Origin of the sequence: Hymenobacter sp. 15J16-1T3B (genome assembly GCF_020711235.1) — a bacterium.
In the GTDB taxonomy this organism is placed as follows: Bacteria; Bacteroidota; Bacteroidia; order Cytophagales; family Hymenobacteraceae; genus Solirubrum.
The window spans coordinates 186,522-210,893 of sequence record NZ_JAJFAV010000006.1 but is presented as its reverse complement, the minus strand read 5'-3'; the positions used below and the strand labels follow the sequence as shown (position 1 = coordinate 210,893).

Below are 24,372 nucleotides of genomic sequence, written 5' to 3'. Positions count from 1 at the left end.
GGTGGGGATTAAAAACCGGCGCGAAGATGGGGTGGCGGCGCCAGAACAGAGGATTAGCGGCCCATCCAGCCGCCGTCGACGGTGAGGATGGTGCCGTGCACGTAGTCGCTGGCGGCGGAGGCCAGGAACACCGTCGGGCCCTTGAAATCGGCGGGCGTGCCCCAGCGGCCGGCGGGAATGCGGCCCAGGATGCTGCTGGAACGGTCCGGGTCGTTGCGCAGGGCCTCGGTGTTGTCGGTGGCGATATAACCCGGGGCAATGGCGTTTACGTTCACGCCGCGGCCGGCCCATTCGTTGGCCAGCGCCTTCACCACGCTACCAATGGCGCCTTTGCTGGCTGCGTAGCCCGGCACGTTGATGCCGCCTTGGAAGGTGAGCAACGAGGCCGTGAAGATGATTTTGCCGGAGCCCTGCCCCAGCATGCGCCCGCCGATGGCGCGGGCCAGGCGGAACGGGGCGTCGAGGTTGATCTGCAGCACCTCGTCCCACAGCTCGTCGGCGTGCTCGGCGGCCGGGGCGCGCTTGATGGTGCCGGCGTTGTTGACGAGGATGTCGATGCGCGGGAAATCGGCCATCACCTGGGCCGTGAAGGCGTCGACGGCGGCGCGCTGGCTGAAGTCGCACTGGTAGGCGGTGAACTTGCGGCCCAGGGCCTCCACCTGCTGCTGCGTCTGGCCGCCGCTGAGCGGCATGGTGGCCGACACGCCGATGATGTCCGCGCCGGCTTCGGCCAGGCCCAGGGCCATGCCCTGCCCGATACCCTTGTTGCAGCCCGTCACCAGGGCCGTTTTGCCGGTCAGATCAAACCATTCGGGAGCGTGGGCCATGCGGAGTCGTTAATAACTTTTCGAGGATCAATCAGCGGCCGGCAAAGTCGTTTCGCCGGAGGTGGTTTGTTAATTTTCATAGCTTCTGAGACAAAACGAAACCGGGTTCTGACTTTATTTGCGCAATCGTTATCGGGAACGTTGCCAATTCGCGCAGTTGTTCCCTTGCCACAAGTTCGGCCTTCGCGCTCTGCTGCACTCTCCTGTTTCGGAGCCGAAAAAAAGCCTTAACTACGCGGCGCGATTAATTGCACTTTCACTAGCCCACCCGCCCTTGGATACCGTCACCATCAAAGACATTGCCCGCGCCCTGAACCTGTCGACCTCCACGGTGTCGCGGGCCTTGCGCGGCAGCTACGAGATTAATCCCGAGACCAAGCGGCTGGTGCTGGAGTACGCCGAGCGCCTTAACTACCGCCCCAACCCCATTGCCCTGAGCCTGAAGGGCAGCAGCTCCCGCGCCATCGGCGTCATCGTGCCGCAGATTGCCAATTACTTCTTCTCGCAGGCCATCAACGGCATCGAGGCCATTGCCTACAACCGCGGCTACCACGTCATCATTTTCCAGACGCACGAGTCGTATGAGCGGGAAGTGGCCAACGTGCAGCAGGCCCTCTCGCGCAAGGTCGACGGCCTACTCATCTCGCTCAGCAGCGAAACCTCGGACGTGGAGCACCTGCGCGAGTTGCTCGACCGCAACATGCCCATCGTGCAGTTCGACCGCGTGTCGACCGAGCTGAACACGACCAAGGTGGTGGCCGACAACTTCGCCGGCTCCTTCGCCGCTACCGAGCACCTGATCAAAGCCGGGCGCAAGCGCATTGCCCACCTGACCATTCCGCCGTGGATTTCCATCACCCAGGAGCGCCTCGCCGGCTACCGCGCTGCCCTGGAGCAGTACGGCCTCGAATACGACGAAAACCTGGTGCGCTACGGCACGTTCGGCCCCGACGAGGCCGACAAGATGGTGGATGATCTGCTGGCGCAGGCCTCGCCGCCCGACGCCTTTTTCACCGCTTCCGACCGTCTGGCTCTAGGCGCGCTGGCGGCTTTGCAGCGGCGCAAAATTGCCATTCCGCAGGACGTGTCGCTTATCGGCTTCACCAACCTGAACGTGGCCGACCTGCTCTCCCCCTCGCTGAGCACCGTGGTGCAGCCCGCCCAGGAAATCGGGCAGATTGCCGCCGAGCGCCTGATCGAGCTGATCGAGCGGAAGCAGAAAGCGGCCCCGCCGTCCACCATCATCGTGCCCTCCCACCTCTCCGTGCGCGAGTCGACGCGCCGGGCGGAGGAATAAGGAAGTGACTAAGTAACCAGCCCGTCATCCTGAGCAGGGCGAACCGAAGGTCGGCGTAGCCAAGGACCTTCCTCGAACCCTGCACGAACGATAAAGCACAGCCACTAACCGAATCGGTAGTGGCTGTGCTTTATTGTTATAAGGACTTAGCGTCTGCTCGTTGTTGGCTGCGGCGGTGCGGGGTGCGAGGAAGGTCCTTGGCTACGCCGACCTTCGGTTCGCTTCGCTCAGGATGACGGGCTGAATGGGCTTAGGGCTATTTCGCCTGCTGCAGCAGCCAGGTCGCGAGGTCCTTGGCGGCGGCGAAATTCTGGAACTGCGCCGGGATCTTGCGGCCGTCGACGTACTCGGTGTACAGCCACGGGTCACCAACGGCGAAGACCGTGCCCTTGCCCACCTTGGCGGTGGCCATGATGACGTACTTGTCCTTCGCCACCAAGGGCTTGGCCGGGCCGCTCAGGGTGAGCGGAGCCAGCTCTTTGATGTAGGCGGCGCGGGCCGTTTTGAACACCGCGTTGCCAGCCGGCATCTCCACCAGGCCCTGCTCAAACTGCGTGCCTTTGACCATGTTCAGATTCACCGCGTCGAAGTGCATGCCGAAGGCTTCGGCCAGCTTGTTGAAGCGCGGAATTTCGCAGTTCGAGGTGTCGTTGGCCATGAGCACCAGCACGCCGCCAGCCTTCACCCACTCAGTAACAGCCTTCACATCGGCCGCTTGCACGTAGTTGGGCTTGGGCGTTTCCTTTTTGCTGTCCGGGTCGACGATGATGTACACGCCCACGTTCTTCAGCGAAGCGGCGGTGGGTGCGGTGGTGACGTAGCTCGTGGTAGCGCCCAGGTCGCGCCACTGGGTGCCCCAGAAGTAGAAGCCACCGTGGGTGCGGTCGTCCCAGGTGTAGTGCCAGGTTTCTTCCTGGCCGGTGATGGGGTTCTTGCGCAGCTCGTGGTTGAAGTAGTTGTCGAGGCCCACGGTCTTGCCCTTGCCCACGCTTTGGTCGGCGGCCGTTTCCATCTCGATGCTGGCCAGAATGAACGGGCCGACGCCTTTCAGGTCGTTTTTGCGCAGCGGCTCGGAGAGGTAGTACTCGTAGCTGCCGTCGCGGTAGGGGTTGCCGCCCAGGCCGCCCACGCTCACGGTGCCGTTGAAGGCCAGCGCGCCGTTTTCCTCGGCCACGAAGGTTTTCAGCAGGCCGTCGTAGCCCTTTTTGGCGGCCTCGGCGTACTTCTTGTCGAGGTAACCCATGCGCACGCCCTTCTGCAGGAAGTACACGAACATGCTGCTGCCCGAGGCCTCGGCGTAGTTGCCCTTGCGCGTGGCCTGATCGACCACCAAGGACCAAGTGCCCGTTTTGGCATCCTGATACTTCACCAGCACCGGCGCGAGGCGCTGCACGTCCTTGATAAGCTGCTGGCGCTGCGGGTGGTTTTGCGGGAAGTAGTCGAGCACGTCCACCAGGGCCATGGCGTACCAGCCCATGCCCCGGTCCCAGAAGTTAGGCGACTGGCCGGTGGTTTTGTTGGCCCACTTCTGCTCCCGGCTCTCGTCGTAGCCGTGGTAGAGCAGGCCGGATTTCGGGTCGACCAGGTTCTTTTCAATCAGCTCGAACTGCTTGGCTACGTCGTCGAAGCCCTGGGGCTGGTTGAAAACCTTGCTGTACTCGGCGTAGAAGGGCTCGGCCATGTAGAGGCCGTCGAGCCACATCTGGTTCGGGTACACCTTCTTGTGCCAGAAGCCGCCGGCCTTGGTGCGCGGCTGCCCGTCGAGCTGCTTGCGCAGCAGCTGGGCGGCCTTGATGTACTTCTGCTGGGCATTGGCGCTGCCCAGCGAAATCTGGCTCATCATCAGCACGGCGTGGCCGGTGGTGAGGTTGTCGAGGTTGTAGTCCTCCAGCTTGTAGGTCCGGATGGTGCCGTCGTCCTTGATGAACTGGTCGAGGTCCTTCTGGATGTAGCTGTAGTACTTCGGGTCGCCGGTGCGCTGCCACACGCGCTCCAGGGCCTTGAGCATCAGGCCCTGCTCGTAGTCCCAGCGGGCGGTTTTGCGGTTGCCGATGACGATGGAATCCGGAAACCAGCCCATAAACGAGTCGGCCATGCGCTGCGACACGGCGGGCTTGGCGGCGGGCGTCTGCTGGGCTTCGGCGGCCGGACTCAGGGCCAGCAGGCTCAGCAGCGGGAAAAGACGAAAACGGTTTTTCATTCGGTGGTGGAGGAAGCTAGAATCTGAAAAACGGCTGTCATCCTGAGCAAAGCGAAGGACCTTATGCCGGTTCAGCGGCAGACGTCGGGTGGTTACTATCCGACGTGGTAAGGTCCTTCGGCTGCGCCTCAGGATGACAGGCGGGGCAAGCGGCCCGAATTAGCTTTTGCTGATCGACACGGCTTTCTTGGGGGCGTTGGCGCCCATTTCCACGTCTTTCTTGGCCGATTTGGTGTTGGTGTTCTGCACCTTGATGTTCTTAGTCCGGTCGCCGCTCACGCGCATCAGCACGTCGGCGCCGTTGGCGTAGCGGATGCCGTCGAGCGTGATGTCGCGGGCATTCTGGATTTCCAGCACCGGCTTGGTTTCCTTGGAAAGGATGGTCACGTTCTTGAGGCGGATGTTCTCGGCCTCCTGGCACACCATGCCCTTGTCCGACTCCAGCACCGCGTTTTCGATGCTCACGTTTTTGATGGCCATTTCGGGCAGGCCGCGCACCAGAATGGCGGTTTCGGCGCCCTTGCAGGTCACGTTCTTGATCTGGAAGTTGCGGAACTGCGGCGTGCCCTCCCCTACCGGCTCGGCCTTCATTTCGGGCGGCGCGGTCGATTCGCCTTTCAGCGGCACGGGGTCCTTGGCAGCGTAGTACATATCGAACAGGATGGCCTGGCCGGCAATGTCGGTCATGTCCACGCCGTCGACGAAGATGTTTTCGACGATGCCGCCACGGCCGCGGGCCGTTTTGAAGCGCAGGCCCACGTCGGTGCCCATAAAGGTGCAGTTCTGCACGTAGAGGTTACGCGCGCCGCCCGACATTTCGGAGCCAATCACGAAGCCGCCGTGGGCGTGGTACACCCGGTCGTTGCGGAAGATGAAGTTTTCGGTCGGGATGCCGCGCTTGCGCCCTTGCTCGTCGCGGCCCGACTTGATGCAGATGCCGTCGTCGCCCACGTCGAACACGCAGTCCTCCACGATGCCGTTGCGGCACGACTCCAGGTCCAGCGCGTCGGTGTTCTGGCCGTACCAGGGGTTTTTAGCCGTTACGCCGCGGATAATGATGTCGTCGCAGAGCAGCGGGTGAATGGTCCAGGCCGGGGAGTTCTGGATGGTGAAGCCTTCGAGCAGCACGCGCTTGCAGCGCTGCAGGCTGAGCATGTTGGGCCGCAGAAAGTCCTTCACGTCCTCGAAGTCCTTGATGTCGGTTTTCGAGGCCGTCAGCACGCCGGGCTTGTCCATGGTGGAGGCCTTCAAGGATTGCTCCGAGGGGTACCAGGTGTCTTTCTTGGCGTTGAGCGCGCCGCCCGAAGAAACCAGCTTGTCCCACTGCGTTTCGTTGAGCTTGCTCTTCTTGACCGGGCGCCAGGCGTCGCCGGCGCCGTCGAACACGCCCTGGCCGGTAATGGCAATGTTTTCGAGGTCGGCGCCGTAGAGCGGCGAGAGGTTGCGCACCGCGTCGAGGCCTTCCCAGTTGGTTTTGATCAGCGGGTAGTCGGCGCGGTTGGCCGAAAACTGCACCAAGGCGCCTTTGGCGAGGTGCAGGTTCACGTTGTTTTTGAGCACGATGGGGCCGGTGAGCCACATGCCGCGGGGCACCAGCACCACGCCGCCGCCGGCCTGCGAGCAGGCGTCAATGGCTTTGCGGAATGCTTCAGTGTTGAGCGTCTGGCCATCGGCCACGGCGCCGTGCTTGGCGATGGAAATGGTATCGGCGCGGAAGGAGGTGGTTTTGACCGCGGGCAAGTTGGGGGTCTGCGCGGTTGCCTCCGGGGCGGTGAGCAGCGCGCCGCTCAGGGCCAGGGGAAGCAGGGAAAACAATGCTTTCATCAAACTGGGAAAAAGGAAAAACCTCTGCCCGACCCGCGGCCGGACAGAGGGCAAAGGAAATTAGCGGTAGCCTTGGTTCTGCGTGAACTCGTCTTTGTTGAGAATGGCGTCCAATTGGCGCTGCGGAATGGGCCGCACCAGGTGGTAACTCTGGATGTTGGGCCCGGCTTCGGGGTTGTAGGCACGCACCCTATCAAGAAGCTTGCCCACGCGCTTAAGGTCGAACCAGCGGTGCTGCTCGCCGGCCAGCTCCCGGGCCCGCTCGTCGAGGATGAAGTCCAGCGTGACGTCGCTGGCGGTTATTTCCATCTGGGCTTCCTTGCCCGGAATGGCCGCCCGGCGCCGCACCGCGTTGAGGAGCGGCACGGCCGCGCCGGGGTTGCCCAGCCGCAGCTGCGCCTCGGCGTTGAGCAAGTACACGTCGGCGAGGCGAATCAAGTACGCGTCGCGGGCGCTCTGCTCCTCAGCCACCGTGGGGCGGGTCGGGTCGTCGAACTTGCGCAGGCAGACGTAGTGCAGCCGGTCGCCGCTGACGGTGCCGTTGGCGCGGTACACCTTGCTCAGGTCCCAGGTGCGGTAGTTCTTGGTGGCTTCCACCGCGTTGGGAATTTCGCGCTTGGTGGCAAACACGGCGGTGTCGCCCACGGCCAGGCGGCCGGCCACGGCGGTGTTAGCAAACCACACCGTCTTGAACGTCGCCAAGTAGCGCGCGTCCTTGCTCTCGTCGAAGAGGTTGAGCAGGAACAGCGAGGGCATGTAGCGGTTGAAGGGGCGGCCGTTGGCAATGTCGCGGGTCATGCCGGGCTGGTCGTCGTACTTCATCATCCACAGCAGGTGGCCGTTGTTGCCGCCGCGCGGGTGGCCGTCCGGGTACAGCGTGGCGTCGACGCGGTCGTTCAGGCTCAGGTCCTTGCTGTAGTTGACGGCCCAGATGATTTCCCGGTTTTCCAGGTTGCTCATCGACCACAGATCCGCAAAGCGCGGCTGCAGCTGAAAGCCGTAGCTGGTGATGACGCGCTGGCAGAGCGTGGCAGCCTGCTGGTAGTTACCGCGGGTCAGGTGAATCTTGGCCAGGAAGGCTTCGGCAGCGGGCTTGGTCACGCGGCCGTAGTCGGTGGTGGTGTTCGGCAGGTTGGCCACCGCGTAGTCCAGGTCCGCAATGATTTGCTGGTAGAACGTGTCCACCGGCGTGCGGTTGGCCGTGGTTTGCACCGTTTTGGTGGCCTCGGTGGTGAAGTGCACCCCGCCCCAGGTTTCCACAATGTGCCAGTAGTAAAAGGCGCGCAGCATGCGCAGCTCGGCGCCGCGCACTTTCTTCTGCGCGTCCGTCAGCCCCGACTTGTCGAGGTATTCCAGGCCGGTGTTGCAGATGTTGATGGCGGCGTAGAGCTTGCCCCAGAGCACCTCCAGGGCCCGCGACGAGGATTGCAGGCTCGTGGTGTACTCCGTCAGCTCGGGGTTTACGTCGCCGGCGCCGCGCAGCCAGAGGTCGGTGCCCAGCTCGGAGGCGCTGAAGCCGTCTTCCTTGCCGTACCACCAGCGGTTGTAGGAGTAGGCGGCGTTGACGAGGCTCTCGAAGCCGGCGGGCGTGGTGTATACGCCTTCGGCGGTGAGGCCCGAGGGGTTGTTTTCTTCCAGTTGCTTGTCGCAGCTGGTGGCGGTGCCGAGCAAGGCCAGCAGCGTGCCCGTCCCCAGCAGCAGTTTCGTCGTCGTGCGTTTCATGACTTAAGTGGCTTGGGGATGGTTAGAAGCTGAGGTTGAGGCCCACGGTGACGACGCGCGGAATCGGGTTCGACAGGGGCGCCAAGCCCACGCGGGCGCCGGCCGGCGTGGAAGTCGAGGTGGTGGCCGTGGCTTCGGGGTTGGAGGCGGCCGCCGCGGCCGCGCGCTCCGGGTCGTAGTCCTTGACCTTGCTGATTACCCACAGATTCTTGCCCTGCACGTACAGCCGGGCCGTGCCTACGCCGATTTTGCCCAGCCAGGCAGCCGGCAGGTTGTAGCCCAGCGTGGCGGCGCGCAGCTTCACGTACGACCCGTCGCGGTAGCCCAGGGTGCTGAAGTACTGCATGCTGCTCTTCGACACCGAGGCGTCGGGGCGTGGGTAGGCGTTGGTCGGGTTTTCGGGCGTCCAGTAGTCGTGGTGCCCGCTGTTTTCGATGCCCTGCGGGTCGAAAATCTGGGCGTACTCGTAGTTGATGGTCTGGCCGATGCGGGCAAACCACTGGAACGAGAGGTCGAAGCCCGCGTAGCTCAGGTCGCTGCTCAGGCTGCCGTTCCACTTCGGCAGGGCCGAGCCCACGATGATGCGGTCGTCGGTGGCCGAAATCTTCCCGTCGCCGTTCTGGTCCTTCACCTTGATCTGCCCCGGCTTCTGCCCGTAGCTGCGGGCTAGGTCGGCCTCGTCGGTCTGCCAGATGCCGATTTTCTCGTAGTCGTAGAACACCCGCGTGGGCGAGCCGATAAACCAGCCGTTGTTGATGTCGTTGGCGCCGGTGGCCAGGGCCAGGATTTCCTCCTGGTTTTTAAACCAGCTCAGGCCCACGTTCCAGCGCAGCTTACCGTTGTCGATGACGCTGCCGTTCACGCCCACCTCGATGCCGCGGTTGCGCGTCTCGCCCACGTTGCGGGTGCTGAAGCTCTGCCCCGAGGTCATGGGCAGGAAGGCGTCGATGAGCAACTTCTCGGCGTGGGTGTTGTACACGTCCACGCTGCCGGTGAGGCGGTTGCGAATCAGGCCGAAGTCCAGGCCGAAGTTGGTGGTGCGCGAGGTTTCCCACTTCAGGTTGGGGTTGCCCAGGCGCGCGCCCAGGTAATAGCCCGGGGCCGAGGTTTCGCCGTAGCTGAAGGGCACCTTGCTCAAAGGCGTCTGCGAGGAGTAGGCGGCAATGTCGTAGTTGCCGGCCAGGCCGTAGGAGGCGCGCAATTTCAAGTCGCTGAGCACCGGCAGGCCCTTCACGAAGTTCTCGTCGATGAGGCGCCAGGCCACGGCGGCCGAGGGGAAGAAAGCCCAGGGGTTGCCGGGCAGCTTGGAGGAGCCGTCTTCGCGGCCGGTGAGGGTGAGCAGGTAGCGGCCCTTGTAGCCGTACTGCACGCGCCCGGTGAACGAAACCAGGTTGCTGGCCACGTAGCCGCTGTTGATGACCACCTGCTGGTTGGCATTGCCCAGGGCCGAGAAACCCTGGTAGCTCAGCAGCTGGTTCGCGCCCTGGGCCTTGGACTGCTCGGTTTTAAAAGTCAGCAGCGAAGTCACGCCCGTGGCCGTGATGCTGTGGTCCCCGAAGGTTTTGGTGTAGTTCAGGATGTTTTCCCAGCTCCAGTTCGTGTCCATCTGCGTGCCGTAGGAGGCCAGCGGCACGCTGCCGTTGCGGTCCACGGTGTTCGAGCCGAAGTATGTGCCCACCCGGGCGTTGCCCAGGGTCAGGCCCACGTTGGAGCGCAGGCTGAGCGAGGGCAGAATCTGGTAGCTGGCGTAGCCCGTCAGGAAGGTGCGGATGGTGCGCGTGTTGTTCAGGTAGTTGCCGTCCAGCTCGTCGGCCAGGGGGTTGATGTCCTTGCCGTTGTTCGGAAACACGATGACCGAGCCGTTTTCGTCGCGGGCGGCGCCGAGCGGGTCAATCTTGTTGGCAATGTTGAGCGGGTCGCGGCGGTTGTTCTGGTTGTAGTAGGTGAGCTGGTTTTGCATACCCACCTTGATTTTGTCGGTAACGGCCTGCTCCAGGTTGAAGCGCGTGGCGTAGCGCTTCAGGTTGTCCATGCGGAAAATGCCCTGCTCGCGGTAGTAGCTGGCCGAGAGGTAGAACTTCGTTTTGTCGCCGCCGCCCGCCAGGCCAATCTGGTGCTCCTGCTGGTTGCCCTTGCGCAGAAACTCGTCGGGCCAGCGCGTCCAGGTGCCGTTCTGAATGGCGCCGAGCTGCAGGGGCGTGAAGATTTTGGAGTCGTCGGCTTCGCTGCTCCAGAGGCCGGTGGCGCGGTTGGCTTCGCGCTTCTGGGCCACGTAGCTGGGCCCGTCGTTCACGTAGGGGTAGTACTGCACATCGGTCTGCCCCACGTAGGTGTTGAAGCTCACCGTGGTCTTGCCCGCTGCACCTTTTTTCGTCGTCACGATGATAACGCCGTTGGCCCCGCGCGAGCCGTATACCGCCGTCGAGGCCGCGTCCTTGAGCACCTCCATCGACTGAATGTCGTTGGGGTTGATGTCCTGGATGGAGTTGTACTGAATGCCGTCGACGATGAACAGCGGGCCGTTGTTGGCCGTCAGGGAGCGGTTGCCGCGCACGGTGATGTTCACGCCCGACGACGCCGAGCCGCTGCTGCGGGTGATGTCGACGCCGGGCAGGCGGCCCTGCAAGGACTCCATCACGTTGGCCGTGGGCACCTTCTTCAGGTCTTCCTCCTTCACCGATACGATGGCGCCGGTTACGTCGCTGCGCTTGACCGCACCGTAGCCGATGACCACGACTTCGTCCAGGGCTTTCTGGTCGGTGCGCAGGCGCACGGTCACGTTGTCCTTGCCCGCGGCCGACACCGTTTCGGTGAGGTAGCCCACGTAGCTGAACACCAGCTGCACGTCGCCGGCGGGGCCCGTGAGCTGAAACTCACCCTTCTCGTTGGTTGAAGCGCCGTTGTTGGTGCCCTTCACGATAACGGTGACGCCGGGCAGGCCTTCGCCGGACGTCGCGTCGACGACCCGGCCGCTGATGGGCCGGGTTTGTTGGGCTTGTGCCAGCGTGGCCGAGGTGACGGCCAACACCGCACTAAGGAGTAAACCTTGTCGCATGTACTGGAAGTATTAAGAGGTGGGAACGAGGCTCTTCACGGACGAGGTCGACCTGGGTGGGAGTCGGCTTCAGTGCGTTCAAGGTCAGGCCGGAAGAAGGCCTTCGGACCCCGCCAAACGCGTTTTTTTTATGCAAACGTTATCGGGAACGTTCCCAACGGCCCGGGTTTCGGGGCCGAGCCCGCCGCGGGTGAGTGCTTACTCTTACACTTTCGGCTACCAATAGGACTTCTTTCAGACCCGTTACGCCAAAACCGCGCGCTGCTCCCACGCAGTCGATTGGACCAGCCGGCGCCGAATATTACTTTTCCCGCAAACGTTGTCGGGAACGTTCTCACAAGAATCCCGGAGCACCCGCGCGGGCAGCGCCGATTTTTTCTGCGTTCTTCGGGCCACAACTGCCGCTCGGCGGTTATATCACCCGGCCGCTCCGCCGCCCGCCGCGGCGGGCCCGGACCTGCTCCGGCACCCGGCCGGTCTTCTTACTTTGCGGACGGCCGCGTGGCCGCTCCCCCATCCTTCATTCCATGGCAAAAATCGTTTCCCCCCAGGTAGAATTCGCCGAACTGATCCGCCAGGTCAAGCAGGTCACCCCCGAAATCTTCAACCAGGACGGCAAGTACCTCAACCTGATGGAAGGCCGCTGGCAGGAGCCCGGCAAGCCCCAGGATTTCGTCTCCCCCATCGACGGCTCGACCCTCGGCGCGCTGCCCATGCTCGACCGCCCCACCGCCCTGCGCGCCGTGCAGGCCGCGCACCAGGAAGCCGCCGACTGGGCCCGCGTAGACCTGGACGAGCGGAAGCGTCGCGTGCAGGACTGCCTCGACCAGCTGCGCGCCCACGTGGAGCTCATCGGCAAGCTGCTGATGTGGGAAATCGGCAAAACCTACAAGCTGGGCTTCACCGACATCGACCGCTGCATCGACGGCGTGCAGTGGTACGTGGACCACATCGAAGACATGCTGGGCAAGCGCGAGCCGCTGGGCGTGGTGTCGAACATCGCCTCGTGGAACTACCCCATGTCGGTGCTCATGCACGCGGTGCTGGTGCAGGTGCTCTGCGGCAACGCGGCCGTGGCCAAAACGCCCACCGACGGCGGCTTCATTTCGCTGAGCGTGACCTTCGCCCTGGCCCGCCGCGCCGGCCTGCCCGTGACCTTGGTCAGCGGCTCGGGCGGGGAGCTGAGCGACGTGCTGGTGAAGGACCAGGCCATCGACTGCCTGAGCTTCGTGGGCGGGCGCTACAACGGCCGCAACATCGCCGACGCGCTGGCCTCGGTGCACAAGCGCTACATGCTGGAAATGGAGGGCGTGAACACCTACGGCATCTGGAATTTCTCGGACTGGAACGCGCTGGGCGACCAGCTGAAGAAGGGCTACGACTACGGCAAGCAGCGCTGCACGGCCTACGTGCGTTTCGTGGTGCAACGCTCGGCCTTCCCGCAGTTCCTGGAAACCTACTGGAACGCCATCCGCAGCCTGAAAGTGGGCAACCCCACGCTGGTGGACAACCCCGACGACAAGCTGGCGGACCTCGCCTTCGGGCCCGTCATCAACCGCCGCCAGGCCGAGGACCTCGACCGCCTCTACGCCGACGCGCTGAAGACCGGCGCCACGCCCGTGTACGAGGGCAAGCTGGACGAGTCGCTGTTTTTGCCCGGCCAGGATATGTCGGCCTACCGCGCCCCGCGGGCCCTGGTGAACCTGCCGCGCCAGAGCGAGCTGTACTTCAAGGAGCCCTTCGGCCCCATCGACAGCATCGTGCTGGTCGACCGCGTGGAGGAGCTGGTGGGCGAAATGAACATTTCGAACGGTGCGCTGGTGGGCGCCCTGGCCTCCGACGACGAGAAGTGGGCCCAGCGCACGGCCAAGGAAGTGCGCGCCTTCAAGATGGGCATCAACAAGCTCCGCTCGCGCGGCGACCGGGAAGAAGTGTTCGGCGGCCTGGGCGAGTCGTGGAAGGGCGCCTTTGTGGGCGGCAAGCTGCTGGTGGAAGCCGTGACGCAGGGCGCGCCCACGCAGCCGGTGCTCGGCAACTACGAGGACGCCATTTTGCTGCCGGAAACGACCTAAGCGGGCATCTGCATAACAACAAGCAAAAACGGCCGGGCTAGATGCCCGGCCGTTTTTGCTTGTTGCAACGCTGGCCTAGGTTTCGGGCTCCCACTAACAACCATCGTGATGAAAGGTCTATGCGCAACGCACTACTCCCCGGCTTTGTGGTGTTGGCTGCCACGCTCAGCAGCTGTTGCTGGGACTGCGCGGGCAACGACGGCTACGAAATCCTGAACCTGGCTTTTTCGGTTGATTCGCTGTCGGGCCGCGGCTACCGCCGGGCCGAGCTCCGCACGGCCTACGTGGTGCGCTATACCGACCGGCAAGCCCGTCAGGTGCTGGACACGCTGCGTCAGCCGAACGGCATCACCTTGTATTGGCCGCAGGGGCAATTGGGCTTGCTGTACGTAGCCGCGCCCACCGCCGCGCTAGCCCCGGCCCATTCCTTCCGCGTGGTGGTGCCCGCGGCCGCCCGCGCCTACAATCTGACGGAGGTGGACGTACGCGTGGACCACGATAAATGCGGCTGCACCAATGCCTACCTGCGCGGCCTGACCATCGACGGCCAGCGCCGCGAAACGACGAGCACGACGCAAGTGCTGCTGGAGAAATAACCAAAGCCGGCTGCCGAGGCTCCTTGGTGCGCCTGCGCTGGCTTTACCGGTTACGTCAACGGCCCGCCCGGTCGGGGCCGCAATAACTTGCTGCCTATATTTAGCCACCATGCCCCAACTTTCCGACCGCGGCCAGGCGCTGCCCTTCTCGCCTTATCGAAAGCTCACGCCCTACGCCGACGCGGCCAAAGCCCGCGGCGTGCACGTGTTTCACCTCAACATCGGCCAGCCCGACATCGAGACGCCGCCGACCATGCTGGCGGCGGTGCAGCAGGCGCAGATACGGGTGCTGGAGTACAGCCCCACGGCTGGCTACCCCAGCTACCGCCACAAGCTGGCCAGCTACTACCAGCGCATCGGCATGCCGGTGGTGGCCGAGGACATTTTGGTGACGACCGGCGGCTCCGAGGCGCTGCTGTTTGCTTTCATGTGCTGCTTTAATCCCGGCGACGAAGTCATCATTCCCGAGCCGTTCTACGGGCCCTACTTGGGCTTTGCCGAGGCCACCGGCGTGCGCGTGGTGCCCGTGCCTTCCTACCTCGACGAGGGCTTTCAGCTGCCGCCCATCAGCGAGCTGGCGGCCCGCATCACCGCGCGCACCAAAGCCATCCTGATCTGCAACCCGAACAACCCCACCGGCTACGTGTATCGGCGCGACGAGTTGCAGCAGCTGCTGCAGCTCTGCCAGCAGCACGACCTGTACCTGCTTTCCGACGAGGCTTACCGCGAATTCTGCTACGACGCCGAGTTCATCAGCCCGCTGCAGCTGCCCGGCGCGGCCGCGCACGTGGTGGTGCTCGACACCATTTCGAAGCGCTACAGCGCCTGCGGGGCCCGCATCGGGGCCTTCGTAACCAAACACCAGGCGCTGTTTCAGGCCGCGTTCAAGTTTGCCCAGCTGCGGGTGAGCCCGCCCGGCCTGGGCCAGCTGTTTGCCGAAGCCGCCGCCGAGCTGCCGCCCAGCTACTTCGACCACACCAAGGCCGAGTACCGCGCCCGCCGCGACTTGGTGCTGCAGCGCCTGCGCGCCATGCCCGGAGTGGAGTGCCCCACCCCCAGCGGCGCCTTTTACATCATGGCCCGCTTGCCCGTCGACGACGCCGAGCGGTTTGCGCAGTGGCTGCTGGAGGAATTCAGCCACCACGGCCAGACGGTGATGCTTTCGCCCGCGGCGGGCTTCTACGCCACGCCCGGCGCCGGCCGCCAGCAGGTGCGCCTGGCCTACGTCATCAACCAGCAGGCCATCAACGCGGCCATGGACTGCCTGGCCGCCGGCCTGCGCGCTTACCCCGGCCGCGTGCCCCAGCCCACCGAGGCCGACGCCTTGGCCGCGCCGCTGCGGTAAATAGCTGCCGCGCGGCCCCAGCCCAGGCCGCAGCGTCTATCTTGCGCCCTCCGACTCTCTTTCGCCCGTTTGTATGGCTCACCCTGACGTTACGCCGGCCGCCCCTGCGGAGGCCCCGGCCACCAAAAAGTATTCCGGCGCCCTGCGCATCTGGCACTGGGGCAACGCAGCCGTCATCTCGGGGCTGCTGAGCACCATTCTTTTTCTGAAGGTCATCATCAACATGCGCGGGCTGCTGCCCAAGATGCAGGAGCGCCTGCACGAGCAGGGCGTGGAGGCCAGCAAAGAGCAGCTGCGCAGCATTGGCGGCCTGGTCAGCCACCGCATCTGGGACTGGCACATCTACCTGGGCGTGACGCTGGCCGTGCTGCTGGGCTGGCGCTTAGTGGCCGAACTGGCCGCGCCTGCCCTGCAGCGTTTTGCCCACCGCCTGCGGCGCGCCAAGGAACACCAGCAGGACGCCCCCGCGGAGTCGTTCCGGCTGCGGCATTCGGTGCTGGTGAAGTACAGCTACCTCGTGTTTTACCTGCTGCTGACGGTGATGGTGGTGACCGGCCTGCTGCTCACGTACGCCGACGACGTGGAGGCGCTGCACAAGATCGAGCACACGGTGAAGGAAATCCACAACGTGAACATGTACCTCATCATCGCCTTTATCGTGGCGCACCTGGTGGGCGTGGTGTGGGCCGAGCTGAACAAGGACAAGAACATTACCTCCGACATGATTCACGGCGGCGAAATCCGCAAGTAGCCGCTTCTTAGCCCCTCAGCACCGGCCCGGCGGTGGCGAAACCAACGTTTTGCCACCGCCGGGCCGCTTGCGTTTATATGCCCGTGGCACGGTTTTGCGTTGCTCGCTCGGCGGCGGCCGTCGTATTTTCGGCTTCGCCCGGCTTTTTCCCCGCGTTTCTTCCTATGCTCGTACCGCGTCGGCTTCGCCCGCTTCTTTTCCTGGGTTTGCTGGCTCTTACGGCCGCCAGCCGCCCGCCCCGGCAAACGCCCGCCCTGCCCCACCGCCTCACGCTACGCCTGAACGGCGCGGCCGTGCCCGTCGACACCGCCTACTCGCGCATCGAGGTGTCGCCGGGGGCGGGCAAGGTGCTTACCCTGAATCTTATTCGCGCCGATGCCCCCGACGACCCGGGCCTAACCATCCTGGTGGACGAGTTCAAGCCCGTGCCGGCCGTGTACCGCTTCAAGGAAATTCTGAGCGCCCACGTCACCGAAGCCACCTACCGCGTGGGCGACCAAGTGGCCGAGTCGCAGGCCTGCGGGGTAAACCAGGGCGAGGTGCGCGTGACGGCCGTGGACACCAAGCGCAAAATATTGACGGGTACCTTTCGGGCCGTGACCTGCTCCACCAGCGCGCCCAAAACGGCCAAGAAGCTCACGTTCGAGGGCACGTTCCGCTGCGCCTACGAGGTGCGGTAGACCAAATCAGTTCGTCGTTCCGAGCCCACGCGCAGGACCTTTCTCGCACCTAGCACCGCCGACTACCAAGGGCACGTTCTGGTAAGAAAAGCATGACAACGCCGAAGCGCAGCCACCGCGGCCCGGACGAAAGGGCGTTGGTGGCTGCGCTTCTTGGTTAGTGCGGGTGTGAGGAAGGTCCTTGGCTACGCCGACCTTAGGTTCGCTCTGCTCAGGATGACGTTGTTCTTTATCGGCTCATGCGGTTATCTACAGCGTAGCTAGGTCGATGACGAAGCGGTACTTCACGTCGCTGCGCAGCATCCGCTCGTAGGCCACGTTGACGTAGTTCATCGGGATGACTTCCACGTCGGACACGATGCCGTGCTCGGCGCAGAAATCGAGCATTTCCTGGGTTTCGGCAATGCCGCCGATGTGCGAGCCGGCCAGGCGGCGGCGCTGCCCCACCAGCGGGAAGATGCCCACCTGCGGAGGCGTAGGTGGCAGGCCCACCATCACCATCGTGCCGTCGAGGCGCAGCAGGCCGAGGTAGGGGTTCAGGTCGATGTTGGAGCCAACGGTGTTGATGATCAGGTCGAAGTAGTTGCGCTCCTGCTTCATAGCCGCCGCGTCCTTGGTCACCACGAAGCGGTGGGCGCCCAGGGCGCGGGCGTCGGCTTCCTTGGCGGGCGAGGTGCTGAGCACCGTCACTTCGGCGCCCATGGCGGCCCCGAGCTTCACCGCCATGTGACCCAGGCCGCCCAAGCCCACCACGCCCACGCGCTTGCCCGGGCCGGCGCCCCAGTGCTTCAGCGGCGAATAGGTGGTGATGCCGGCGCAGAGCAGCGGGGCCACGCCTTCGAGCGGCAGCCGGTCGGACACGCGCAGCACGTAGTTTTCGTCGACCACAATCTGCTGGGAGTAGCCGCCGTAGGTGCGCGTCTGGCGGTCCTGCAAGGTGCTGTTGTAGGTGAAGCTGATGTGGGTTTCGCAGTACTGCTCCAGGCCGTCTTGGCAGTTGGGGCAGGTGCGGCAGGTATCCACCATGCAGCCCACGCCCACCAAGTCGCCGGTGCGAAACTTGCTGACCTCGGCGCCCACCTGGGTCACGCGGCCCACGATTTCGTGGCCGGGCACCATGGGGAAAGTCGAGCCGCCCCATTCGTCGCGGGCTTGGTGCACGTCGGAGTGGCACACGCCGCAGTACATAATCTGGATTTGCACGTCGTGCGAGCCGACTTCGCGGCGCTCCAGCTGGAACGGGGCGAGCGGGGCAGTGGGCGCAGTGGCCGCGTAAGCTTGGGTCTGAGACATCAGAGGGGTTGGGTTGAAAAATGACGAATATCACCGGTGCGGGCGGCTACTGCGCCGGTGGATGGTGGTAACTTTGCCGGGAACGGTTTTGTTGGTACGCCGATGTTGTTTTCCCTGTTTTCTTCTTCTCTGGGCCGCCTGCGGGTGGTCGGTTTTCTCGAAGGCCTCTCGTTTCTGGTGCTGCTGGGCGTGGCCATGCCGCTGAAATACGTGTTCGGCCAGCCCGAGGCCGTGCGCGCCGTGGGCATGGCCCACGGCGGCTTGTTCGTGCTCTACGTACTGCTGGTCATTGGCGCAGCCCTGGAATACGGCTGGTCGTTGCGCAAGGCGCTGCTGGCGTTCGGTGCCTCGGTGGTACCGCTAGGCACGTTCTGGGCCGACAAGCGGCTGTTTCGGGCGGAGAAGTAAGCAAAGCGGGACTCCGGCAAGCCGACACGCCGCGCTGATCGAGACATTCTTTGTTGAGTCGGCAATGCCTTGCTAGACTGCCGCAGTTTGCTTGCCCTTGCGCAGCGCCTCGCCCACCAGCATGCGCATGCGCTGCATCGAGCCGCGGGCGAACTTGCGCTGCAGCGAGCGGCCGAACAGCTTGAAGCCAATGCGGTAGAAGATGTTCTTGATGCGGTCGGGTTGGGAGTAGGCCTTCACCTGGAAGCGCACTTTGCCGGAGGTCAGGTTTTTGTGCACGGTGAAGGTAATCTGGCCCTTTTCAAAGTGACCTTCGAGGGTGCGGTAATTGTAGCCCCACACCTGCTCGGGGCCGTCGGGTGCGTCCTGCCGCTCGTCGGTGACGCCGCCGATGCGCACGCCAAACCAGAAGGTGAAAAATAGAAAGTGCGCCCGCAGTAGCATCACGCGCTCGGCCAGGGGCTGATCGGGCACGAAAATGCCGGTGATGAGGTCGGGTGGCGGGAAGGAATAGTTCAGCAGCACCTGCTTGGCGGCCTCAAACGAACCGCCGGGCACGGGCGGGCCGGGCGGCTCGGCGGGCAGCTCGGTGTGGTAGTCGTCGAGGCGCCAGCCGGTGGCGGCGGTGTACTCGTGCACGCGGTCCAGGTCGTAGTTGACCTTGGCTTCGCGGTACGACTCCAACCGGGCTTTGTACTGCTCCCAAAGCGGCGGCGCGGTGGCGGCGGTGGGGTTAGCGGCGCTCATGGTGCTCGTGCTGCTTGCCCGATTCGTCTTCCTCGGTGGTATCCACCTGCACCGGGCCCAGCGGCTCGCCGCCGCTGGCCTCGGCCACGCGCTGGCAGAACGTCACCCAGGTTTGCTCCTGCACCTGCTTGCCCACGCCCAAGGTGCTGTAGGCAAAGGCCACCAGCCCGTCGCGGGAGCGGGCCCGGGAGCGGATTTCGAAGCGCAGGGTGTCGGCTTTTTCGGGCAGCTGGCGTAGCGAGAACCGAATGGTACCGGCTTCGGGGTGTCCTTCGAGTGTGCACAGCTCGAAGTGCTGGGCGGCCACTTCCGTCACGCGCACCGAGCCGTTCCAGGGCCCGAGAATCTTGATGTGGTACTCGTCGCCCTCCTGCAGGTGGTGGGCCGCGCCTTTCTCCTTGGCGAAGTCGGCCAGCAAGTCGGGCGAGAATTTCTCCGGGTGCGCCTGAATTTGGCTCATCAGCTCGGTGGCCGGCAGCTTCGGGCGGGCAATATCGATGTAGTAGCGCCGCACGGTGAAGGGCCCGGCCCCGGTGTCGGCGTCTTGCACTGGTTTGGACATAGCTCGGGCGCCGGCGGGGGTGAGGAGGCCGGCGCTGCCTCTGCAAACGGCCCCGGCACGTGTGGGGTTGGCCTTGCCACGCGGCAAAGCCGGGCCACGCGGCCTTAGCTCAGGTGCTGCTGGCACCAGTCGACGGCCAGCTCAGCCACTTCGTCGAGGGTGCCGGGCTCTTCGAACAAGTGACTGGCGCCGGGCACTACGTGCAGCTGCTTGGGTCCGGGCAAATCGGCCAGGGCCCGCTCGTTGGCGCCAAGCACGGGCCAATCTTGCCCGCCCACGATCAGCAAGGTGGACGCCTGCACCCGGCTGATGGCGGGCAGGGCCAGGTCGGGCCGCCCCCCGCGCGAAATCACGGCCCCAACGCGGGTGCCCAGCTCGGCGGCGGCATTAAAGGCGGCTGCTGCCCCAGTGCTGGCCCCGAAAAAGCCCAGGCGCAAGTCGTGCAGGCGCTGCTCGCGGCGCAGCCAGCTGGCGGCGCCCACCAGGCGGCGCGTGAGCAGGTCGATGTCGAAGCGGGCTTCGAAGGCGCGGTCTTCCTCGGGCGTGAGCAGGTCGAACAGCAGGGTACCGAAACCGGCCTGCTGCAACTGTTTGGCCACGTGCTGGTTGCGCGGACTCAGCCGGGAGCTGCCGCTGCCATGCGAGAAGACCACGATGCCGGGGGCGCGGAGCGGAACGACCAAGTCGCCGAGCAGGGTGGCGTGGGGAAGCTCCAGCCGCACGGGCTTGGGAGCAATGGAGGGGAGCATAACGGGGATGCTAAAAGACAAGAGCGCGGCAGTGAACCTACGTAAATACGGGCAGTGGCGTTGGCCGGGGCAACGTAGCCCGGCGCCGGTAAGCGTAGCATGAAGGCGGCGGGCCCGGCGCGGCCGCCGCAACGCTTGGTTGTACCTTGTGTCCTTTGCGTCTTCTCAACTTTTGGTTTGCGTTAATTAATGCTACGATTCGCTTCCCGCCGCCTGCTCGGCGCCCTGTGTTGCACCGCCCTCGGGGGCGCTCTGGCGGCGTCGCCCGCCGCTGCCCAACCCGCCGCCCGCCCCGCCACCGGCTCCCGCTTCGTGGCCGACAGCCTCGACGCCTACGTGCAACGCGGCCTGCGCCTGTGGCAGATTCCGGGCTTGGCCGTGGTGGTGGTGAAAGACGGGCAAGTGGTGGTCAGCAAGGGCTACGGGGTGCGCGCCGTGGGCCGGCCCGAGCCCGTCGACGGCAACACGCAGTTTCTGATTGCCTCGAATTCCAAGCTGTTCACGGGCACGGCCCTGGCCCAGCTGGAGCAGGAAAAGAAGCTCTCCCTCAACGACCCGGCCACCAAGTACCTGCCCGATTTCCGGCTCTACGACCCCGTCAGCACCCAGCTGGTGACGGTGCGCGACCTGCTGGGCCACCACCTGGGCACCAAGACCTTCCAGGGCGACTTCACCTTCTGGTCGTCGAACCTCTCGCGGGAGGAAATTCTGCAGCGCGTGCGCCTGCTCAAGCCCAGCGCGCCCTTCCGCCAGGACTACGGCTACTGCAACGCGGGCTTTTTGGCCGCGGGCCAGATCATTCCGGCCGTGACGGGCGGCACCACCTGGGAAGCCTACGTGGAGCAGACCTTGCTTAAGCCGCTGGGCATGAGCAACACCAGCATGCTCACGGCCGGCGTGGCCCAGCACCCGAACGTGGCCCTGCCCTACTCCAACGCCTACGGCCCGCTCACGGCGCTGCCCTACGACCAGGTCGACAACCTCGGGCCGGCGGCCAGCATGGTCTCGTGCGTGAATGACCTGGGCAAGTGGCTGCAGTTCCAGCTCGACAGCGGCAAGGTGCAGGGCCGCCCGGTGCTGCCCTGGGCCACGCTGCGCCGCACCCGCGACGTGAACACGGCGCTGTCGGCGCGCAAGTCGCCGCTGCTGCCGGAACACTTCCGCACCTACGGCTTGGGCGTGTTTGCCGCCGACTACAACGGCCGGCAGGTGTTCTGGCACACCGGCGGGGCCAACGGCTTCGTGAGCAACACCTGCTTTGTGCCCGAGGAAGGCCTGGGCATTGCCGTGCTCACCAACCAGGACAACCAGAGCTTCTTTGAGGCCCTGCGCTACCAGCTGCTCGACGCCTACCTGGGCATGCCCTACACCGACCGCAGCCGCCAGCTGTGGAAGCGCGCGGCGCCCTTCCAGGCCGAAACCAAGGCCGATATCGAGAAGCTCAACGCCCGCGTGGCCAAGAAAGCCAAGCCGGAACTGCCGCTGAAGGCCTACGCCGGCCAGTACACGCATCCGCTCTACGGCCTCATCACCATCGAGGCGCAGGGCAAGCAGCTTGTGGTGCGCTTCAGCCACCACCCTGCCCTGACGGCCGCGCTGGCTTACATGGACGGGCAGCAGTTCCGCACGACTTATTCCAACATTGCCTACGGCATCTTCCCGGCCACCTTCACCGTGGAAGGCGGGCAGGTGAAGGCTGTGGAGCTGCGCGTCAACGACGGCATCGAGCAAGACCCGTACGTGTTTACGCGGGGCTGATGTTGCCGGGCTTTCCTGATTGCCAACGGCCGGCTGCTCCGCGGGAGTAGCCGGCCGTTGTATTTCCGCCGCCGCAGCCATGCCTCCTGCCCCTGCGTATAGCCGCGGACACCCGCCCGACATTCCCCGATGGCCTACTACCGCCCTTACCACCCGCCCGCCGACCCCGAGCTCGTGCGCACGCTCACCCAGCAGCAGCACGACATGCGCCAGCGCCAGCGCCTAGAGCCGCTGCCGCACCCGCCTAAGCTCATTGCCGGGCTGGATTCCTCGTTTCCGACCGAAGACACCATTTTGTCGGTTATCGTGGTGCTCACCTTTCCGGAGCTGCAGCTGGTGGAAAAGGTGTACAACCACGGTCCCGTCGATATGCCCTACGTGCCCGGCTTCCTCTCCTTCCGCGAGGCGCCCAACCTCGTGCACGCCTTCGCCAAGCTGCAGCACCAGCCCGACGTGCTGATGGTGGACGGCCACGGCTACGCCCACCCGCGGCGCATGGGCATTGCGGCCCACATCGGCATTCTGCTCGACAAGCCCAGCTTCGGCGTGGCCAAGCAGGTGCTCACCGGCCAGCACCCCGAGCCCGACGCCGCGCCCGGCAGCACTGCCCCGCTCACCGACAAGAAAACCGGGGAGCTGATCGGCGAAGTGCTGCGCACCAAGGAACGGGTGAAGCCGGTGTTTGTGAGCCCCGGCCACCGCATCGACCAGGACACGGCCACGGCCCTGGCCTGGCACTGCACCCGCGGCTACAAGCTGCCCGAGCCCACCCGCTTGGCCGACTACTGGGCCGAGGAGTTTAAGAAGGAAATCCGATGAAGCCCTGCGCCGCAGCCGGGCTGCTCGGGTTGCTGCTGGGCGCCTGCCACGCCCGCGACGAGTCGGCGGCCAAGTCGCCGGCGGAGCTGGACGCGCCGGGCGAAGTCATCAAGGAAAAGCCGCTGCCCGCCGCCCCGGCCCTCCAGGCCGATACCAGCGCGGCCGGCGCCTTTCTGCACTGGGCCGATGCCGTGCGCCGCGCCGATACGGCCGCCGTCAACGGGTTCATCAGCCCCGCGCACGGCTTGTGGGTGCTGGAGCAGCCCGGCGCCCTGCCCCTGCTCACCCGCGTGGCGGACGTGCGCCGGCTGCGTCGCAGTCAGCCGCAGCCCTCGTTTTTCACCCTGGCCGCCGAGCTGATGCCCTGCCTGCGCCCCACCGCCGTCGACACGCTGCCGACGGCCACCTGCGACGGAAGGCCCGGCAACGAAGCGGGCTTTGCGCGCACCGGCTGCCTGCTCGGTCCGGCCAAGGGCGCTGCGCTGGGCAGCATCTGGGACCACGCCACCTTGCGCGGCGGCACGGCGGCCCAAGGCCGAGCCGCCGTGGCCACCAGCCGCTACGCCGTGCTCCAGACCGATTCCGGCTACCGCTTCTACTGGGCCCGATTGGATGGTCGGTGGCGGCTGGTGCTGCTGGATTTGCGCGTGCCCTGCAGCGCCTAAGCAGCCACCCCAGCCCGGGCGCAGCTCCAGTGCATCAGCCGGCGCGGCCGCCAACCGTTGGGCTACCGGCCACCGCCACGGCGTGCTCGAAAGCCGCTTGCAGCGCAGCCAGCGACTCGGCCGCGGCGGGCGGCAGCTGCAGCAGCTCGGCCACCGCGGCATACACCACCGATGGGCCCGCCGCGGCTCCGAGCACGCCCCGGTCCAGCGGCTGTTGCTGCGACTTGCTGAGCTTGCGGCCGTCGGGGCCGGGCAGCAGCGGGTGGTGCAGAAACTGGATGCGCAGGGCGTTGAAAGCAGCCGTTTCGGGCAGCTGATCGGCCAGCCAGAGCTGGGCCGCTGTGCTCGGCAGCAGGTCCAGGCCGCGCACGATGAGCGTGGTGCCCAGGCGCAGGTCATCGGCAATGCTGGCCAGCTGATAAGCCACCACCGCGTCCTTTTTGCGCAGCACGAAATCGGGCATGGCGCGGTCCAGGGCTATTTCCACGGGGCCTTGCCAGGCATCCGCGAAGCGCACCGCCGTGCCGGCCGGCACTGCAGCGCGCCAGGCCGCGCCGGGCTGCTCGAGCGGCACGGGCACTTCCGTTTCCTGCGTGCGGCTGCGGGTGCTGGCGTGCAGCAGGCCGGGCCGCAGGCGCAGGCGGCGCAGCAGGTAGTTGTAGGCGGGCAGGTGCAGCAACTGGGAGTGGTGGCGCAGGAAGTCGTCGGGGCCGCTGGGGCCGTGGTCGTAGTCGAGGCCCAGCCACTCGACGGTGCGGAAGATGCTGTCCAAGTACGGGCGGCGCAGGCGGTTGCGGTCCAGGTCGTCGATGCGCAGGTGCAGCTGGCCTGCGCTGCGGCGCACCAGCAGCCAGGTCAGCACGAAGTTGACGGCGTTGCCCAGGTGCAGGTAGCCGCTGGGCGTGGGCGCCAGCCGGCCCACCAATGGCGCGGGCGTTTTGGCAAGCTCAGCGAGGGACGAAGGCGGATTCATGGCTCAAACATAAAGGGGGTTGGCGCAGG

General features: G+C 65.3%; 20 protein-coding genes. 10 read left to right on the top strand and 10 right to left on the bottom strand.

Translation table 11 applies throughout. The features are described from left to right. Window positions 1-53: 53 nt before the first annotated feature. Window positions 54-827 (bottom strand): 2-dehydro-3-deoxy-D-gluconate 5-dehydrogenase KduD, encoded by a 774-nt coding sequence (gene kduD, locus LJ737_RS12410; RefSeq protein WP_227766116.1) that lies wholly within the window; start codon window positions 825-827, stop codon window positions 54-56. A 274-nt stretch (window positions 828-1,101) separates the two neighbouring features. Between kduD and LJ737_RS12405 the strand changes: the two genes are divergently transcribed. Continuing rightward, window positions 1,102-2,124, top strand: a complete 1,023-nt coding sequence (locus LJ737_RS12405) for a LacI family DNA-binding transcriptional regulator (protein ID WP_227766114.1) — start codon at window positions 1,102-1,104, stop codon at window positions 2,122-2,124. A gap of 256 nt (window positions 2,125-2,380) precedes the next feature. On the opposite strand, the gene LJ737_RS12400 is transcribed toward LJ737_RS12405, so the two are convergent. From LJ737_RS12400 to LJ737_RS12385, 4 genes are all read right to left on the bottom strand, one after another. Next, window positions 2,381-4,324: a glycoside hydrolase family 88 protein gene (locus tag LJ737_RS12400; RefSeq protein WP_410779950.1), complete on the bottom strand. Its 1,944-nt coding sequence runs from the start codon at window positions 4,322-4,324 to the stop codon at window positions 2,381-2,383. Window positions 4,325-4,483: 159 nt separating this feature from the next. Next, complete coding sequence (locus LJ737_RS12395; protein ID WP_227766110.1) at window positions 4,484-6,148, bottom strand: glycoside hydrolase family 28 protein; 1,665 nt, start codon at window positions 6,146-6,148, stop codon at window positions 4,484-4,486. A gap of 60 nt (window positions 6,149-6,208) precedes the next feature. Beyond that, entirely contained in the window at window positions 6,209-7,870 is a 1,662-nt protein-coding gene (locus LJ737_RS12390; RefSeq protein WP_227766108.1) for a RagB/SusD family nutrient uptake outer membrane protein, read from the bottom strand. 22 nt (window positions 7,871-7,892) lie between these two features. After that, complete coding sequence (locus LJ737_RS12385; RefSeq protein ID WP_227766105.1) at window positions 7,893-10,925, bottom strand: SusC/RagA family TonB-linked outer membrane protein; 3,033 nt, start codon at window positions 10,923-10,925, stop codon at window positions 7,893-7,895. 527 nt (window positions 10,926-11,452) lie between these two features. On the opposite strand from LJ737_RS12385, the gene LJ737_RS12380 reads away from it, so the two are divergent. From LJ737_RS12380 to LJ737_RS12360, 5 genes are all read left to right on the top strand, one after another. Beyond that, window positions 11,453-12,997 carry an aldehyde dehydrogenase family protein gene (locus LJ737_RS12380; protein WP_227766104.1) on the top strand — a complete coding sequence of 515 codons (1,545 nt, stop codon included), beginning with the start codon at window positions 11,453-11,455 and terminating at the stop codon, window positions 12,995-12,997. Between the two features lie 119 nt (window positions 12,998-13,116). Beyond that, entirely contained in the window at window positions 13,117-13,593 is a 477-nt protein-coding gene (locus tag LJ737_RS12375) for a hypothetical protein (protein WP_227766102.1), read from the top strand. 109 nt (window positions 13,594-13,702) lie between these two features. Next, a complete protein-coding gene (locus LJ737_RS12370; RefSeq protein WP_227766098.1) occupies window positions 13,703-14,938 on the top strand; it encodes a pyridoxal phosphate-dependent aminotransferase in 1,236 nt (411 codons plus the stop codon). A 73-nt stretch (window positions 14,939-15,011) separates the two neighbouring features. Continuing rightward, window positions 15,012-15,689 (top strand): cytochrome b/b6 domain-containing protein, encoded by a 678-nt coding sequence (locus LJ737_RS12365; protein ID WP_227766096.1) that lies wholly within the window; start codon window positions 15,012-15,014, stop codon window positions 15,687-15,689. Between the two features lie 206 nt (window positions 15,690-15,895). Beyond that, on the top strand, window positions 15,896-16,369 hold the full coding sequence (locus LJ737_RS12360; protein ID WP_227766095.1) for a hypothetical protein: 474 nt from the start codon (window positions 15,896-15,898) through the stop codon (window positions 16,367-16,369). A 249-nt stretch (window positions 16,370-16,618) separates the two neighbouring features. On the opposite strand, the gene LJ737_RS12355 is transcribed toward LJ737_RS12360, so the two are convergent. Beyond that, window positions 16,619-17,662: an NAD(P)-dependent alcohol dehydrogenase gene (locus tag LJ737_RS12355; protein ID WP_227766092.1), complete on the bottom strand. Its 1,044-nt coding sequence runs from the start codon at window positions 17,660-17,662 to the stop codon at window positions 16,619-16,621. A 102-nt stretch (window positions 17,663-17,764) separates the two neighbouring features. Here LJ737_RS12355 and LJ737_RS12350 point away from each other — a divergent pair, with 102 nt between their 5' ends. Next, window positions 17,765-18,070, top strand: coding sequence for a DUF3817 domain-containing protein (locus tag LJ737_RS12350; protein ID WP_227766090.1), 306 nt, complete (start codon window positions 17,765-17,767; stop codon window positions 18,068-18,070). A gap of 72 nt (window positions 18,071-18,142) precedes the next feature. Here LJ737_RS12350 and LJ737_RS12345 read toward each other — a convergent pair whose 3' ends face one another. The 3 genes from LJ737_RS12345 to LJ737_RS12335 all read right to left on the bottom strand — a co-directional run bounded on the left by LJ737_RS12345 (window position 18,143) and on the right by LJ737_RS12335 (window position 20,128). Further along, window positions 18,143-18,817, bottom strand: a complete 675-nt coding sequence (locus LJ737_RS12345; RefSeq protein ID WP_227766087.1) for a DUF1990 domain-containing protein — start codon at window positions 18,815-18,817, stop codon at window positions 18,143-18,145. Continuing rightward, the gene (locus tag LJ737_RS12340) at window positions 18,804-19,379 is read right to left on the bottom strand and encodes a DUF1990 family protein (RefSeq protein WP_227766086.1); all 576 of its coding nucleotides are present in this window, start codon (window positions 19,377-19,379) and stop codon (window positions 18,804-18,806) included. The genes LJ737_RS12345 and LJ737_RS12340 overlap by 14 nt, the downstream gene beginning before the upstream one ends. 104 nt (window positions 19,380-19,483) lie before the next feature. Further along, window positions 19,484-20,128 (bottom strand): dienelactone hydrolase family protein, encoded by a 645-nt coding sequence (locus LJ737_RS12335; RefSeq protein WP_227766084.1) that lies wholly within the window; start codon window positions 20,126-20,128, stop codon window positions 19,484-19,486. 189 nt (window positions 20,129-20,317) lie between these two features. Here LJ737_RS12335 and LJ737_RS12330 point away from each other — a divergent pair, with 189 nt between their 5' ends. The 3 genes from LJ737_RS12330 to LJ737_RS12320 all read left to right on the top strand — a co-directional run bounded on the left by LJ737_RS12330 (window position 20,318) and on the right by LJ737_RS12320 (window position 23,370). Next, window positions 20,318-21,886, top strand: coding sequence for a serine hydrolase (locus LJ737_RS12330; protein WP_227766082.1), 1,569 nt, complete (start codon window positions 20,318-20,320; stop codon window positions 21,884-21,886). A gap of 129 nt (window positions 21,887-22,015) precedes the next feature. Next, a complete protein-coding gene (nfi, locus tag LJ737_RS12325; protein WP_227766080.1) occupies window positions 22,016-22,705 on the top strand; it encodes a deoxyribonuclease V in 690 nt (229 codons plus the stop codon). Further along, a complete protein-coding gene (locus tag LJ737_RS12320) occupies window positions 22,702-23,370 on the top strand; it encodes a hypothetical protein (RefSeq protein ID WP_227766078.1) in 669 nt (222 codons plus the stop codon). The genes nfi and LJ737_RS12320 overlap by 4 nt, the downstream gene beginning before the upstream one ends. Before the next feature lie 34 nt (window positions 23,371-23,404). Here LJ737_RS12320 and LJ737_RS12315 read toward each other — a convergent pair whose 3' ends face one another. Then, the gene (locus tag LJ737_RS12315) at window positions 23,405-24,343 is read right to left on the bottom strand and encodes a glutamate--tRNA ligase family protein (protein ID WP_227766077.1); all 939 of its coding nucleotides are present in this window, start codon (window positions 24,341-24,343) and stop codon (window positions 23,405-23,407) included. Window positions 24,344-24,372: the final 29 nt, after the last annotated feature.

What these genes read in the sequence shown, in the direction of transcription:
- LJ737_RS12330 (WP_227766082.1), top strand. Translation starts at nt 20,318, where the DNA reads ATGCTACGATTCGCTTCCCGCCGCCTGCTCGGCGCCCTGTGTTGCACC.
- LJ737_RS12365 (WP_227766096.1), top strand. Translation starts at nt 15,012, where the DNA reads ATGGCTCACCCTGACGTTACGCCGGCCGCCCCTGCGGAGGCCCCGGCC.
- LJ737_RS12390 (WP_227766108.1), bottom strand. Translation starts at nt 7,870, where the DNA reads ATGAAACGCACGACGACGAAACTGCTGCTGGGGACGGGCACGCTGCTG.
- LJ737_RS12380 (WP_227766104.1), top strand. Translation starts at nt 11,453, where the DNA reads ATGGCAAAAATCGTTTCCCCCCAGGTAGAATTCGCCGAACTGATCCGC.
- LJ737_RS12400 (WP_410779950.1), bottom strand. Translation starts at nt 4,324, where the DNA reads ATGAAAAACCGTTTTCGTCTTTTCCCGCTGCTGAGCCTGCTGGCCCTG.
- LJ737_RS12385 (WP_227766105.1), bottom strand. Translation starts at nt 10,925, where the DNA reads ATGCGACAAGGTTTACTCCTTAGTGCGGTGTTGGCCGTCACCTCGGCC.
- LJ737_RS12395 (WP_227766110.1), bottom strand. Translation starts at nt 6,148, where the DNA reads ATGAAAGCATTGTTTTCCCTGCTTCCCCTGGCCCTGAGCGGCGCGCTG.
- LJ737_RS12315 (WP_227766077.1), bottom strand. Translation starts at nt 24,343, where the DNA reads ATGAATCCGCCTTCGTCCCTCGCTGAGCTTGCCAAAACGCCCGCGCCA.
- LJ737_RS12350 (WP_227766090.1), top strand. Translation starts at nt 17,765, where the DNA reads ATGTTGTTTTCCCTGTTTTCTTCTTCTCTGGGCCGCCTGCGGGTGGTC.
- LJ737_RS12375 (WP_227766102.1), top strand. Translation starts at nt 13,117, where the DNA reads ATGCGCAACGCACTACTCCCCGGCTTTGTGGTGTTGGCTGCCACGCTC.
- LJ737_RS12340 (WP_227766086.1), bottom strand. Translation starts at nt 19,379, where the DNA reads ATGTCCAAACCAGTGCAAGACGCCGACACCGGGGCCGGGCCCTTCACC.
- nfi (WP_227766080.1), top strand. Translation starts at nt 22,016, where the DNA reads ATGGCCTACTACCGCCCTTACCACCCGCCCGCCGACCCCGAGCTCGTG.
- kduD (WP_227766116.1), bottom strand. Translation starts at nt 827, where the DNA reads ATGGCCCACGCTCCCGAATGGTTTGATCTGACCGGCAAAACGGCCCTG.
- LJ737_RS12370 (WP_227766098.1), top strand. Translation starts at nt 13,703, where the DNA reads ATGCCCCAACTTTCCGACCGCGGCCAGGCGCTGCCCTTCTCGCCTTAT.
- LJ737_RS12320 (WP_227766078.1), top strand. Translation starts at nt 22,702, where the DNA reads ATGAAGCCCTGCGCCGCAGCCGGGCTGCTCGGGTTGCTGCTGGGCGCC.
- LJ737_RS12355 (WP_227766092.1), bottom strand. Translation starts at nt 17,662, where the DNA reads ATGTCTCAGACCCAAGCTTACGCGGCCACTGCGCCCACTGCCCCGCTC.
- LJ737_RS12335 (WP_227766084.1), bottom strand. Translation starts at nt 20,128, where the DNA reads ATGCTCCCCTCCATTGCTCCCAAGCCCGTGCGGCTGGAGCTTCCCCAC.
- LJ737_RS12345 (WP_227766087.1), bottom strand. Translation starts at nt 18,817, where the DNA reads ATGAGCGCCGCTAACCCCACCGCCGCCACCGCGCCGCCGCTTTGGGAG.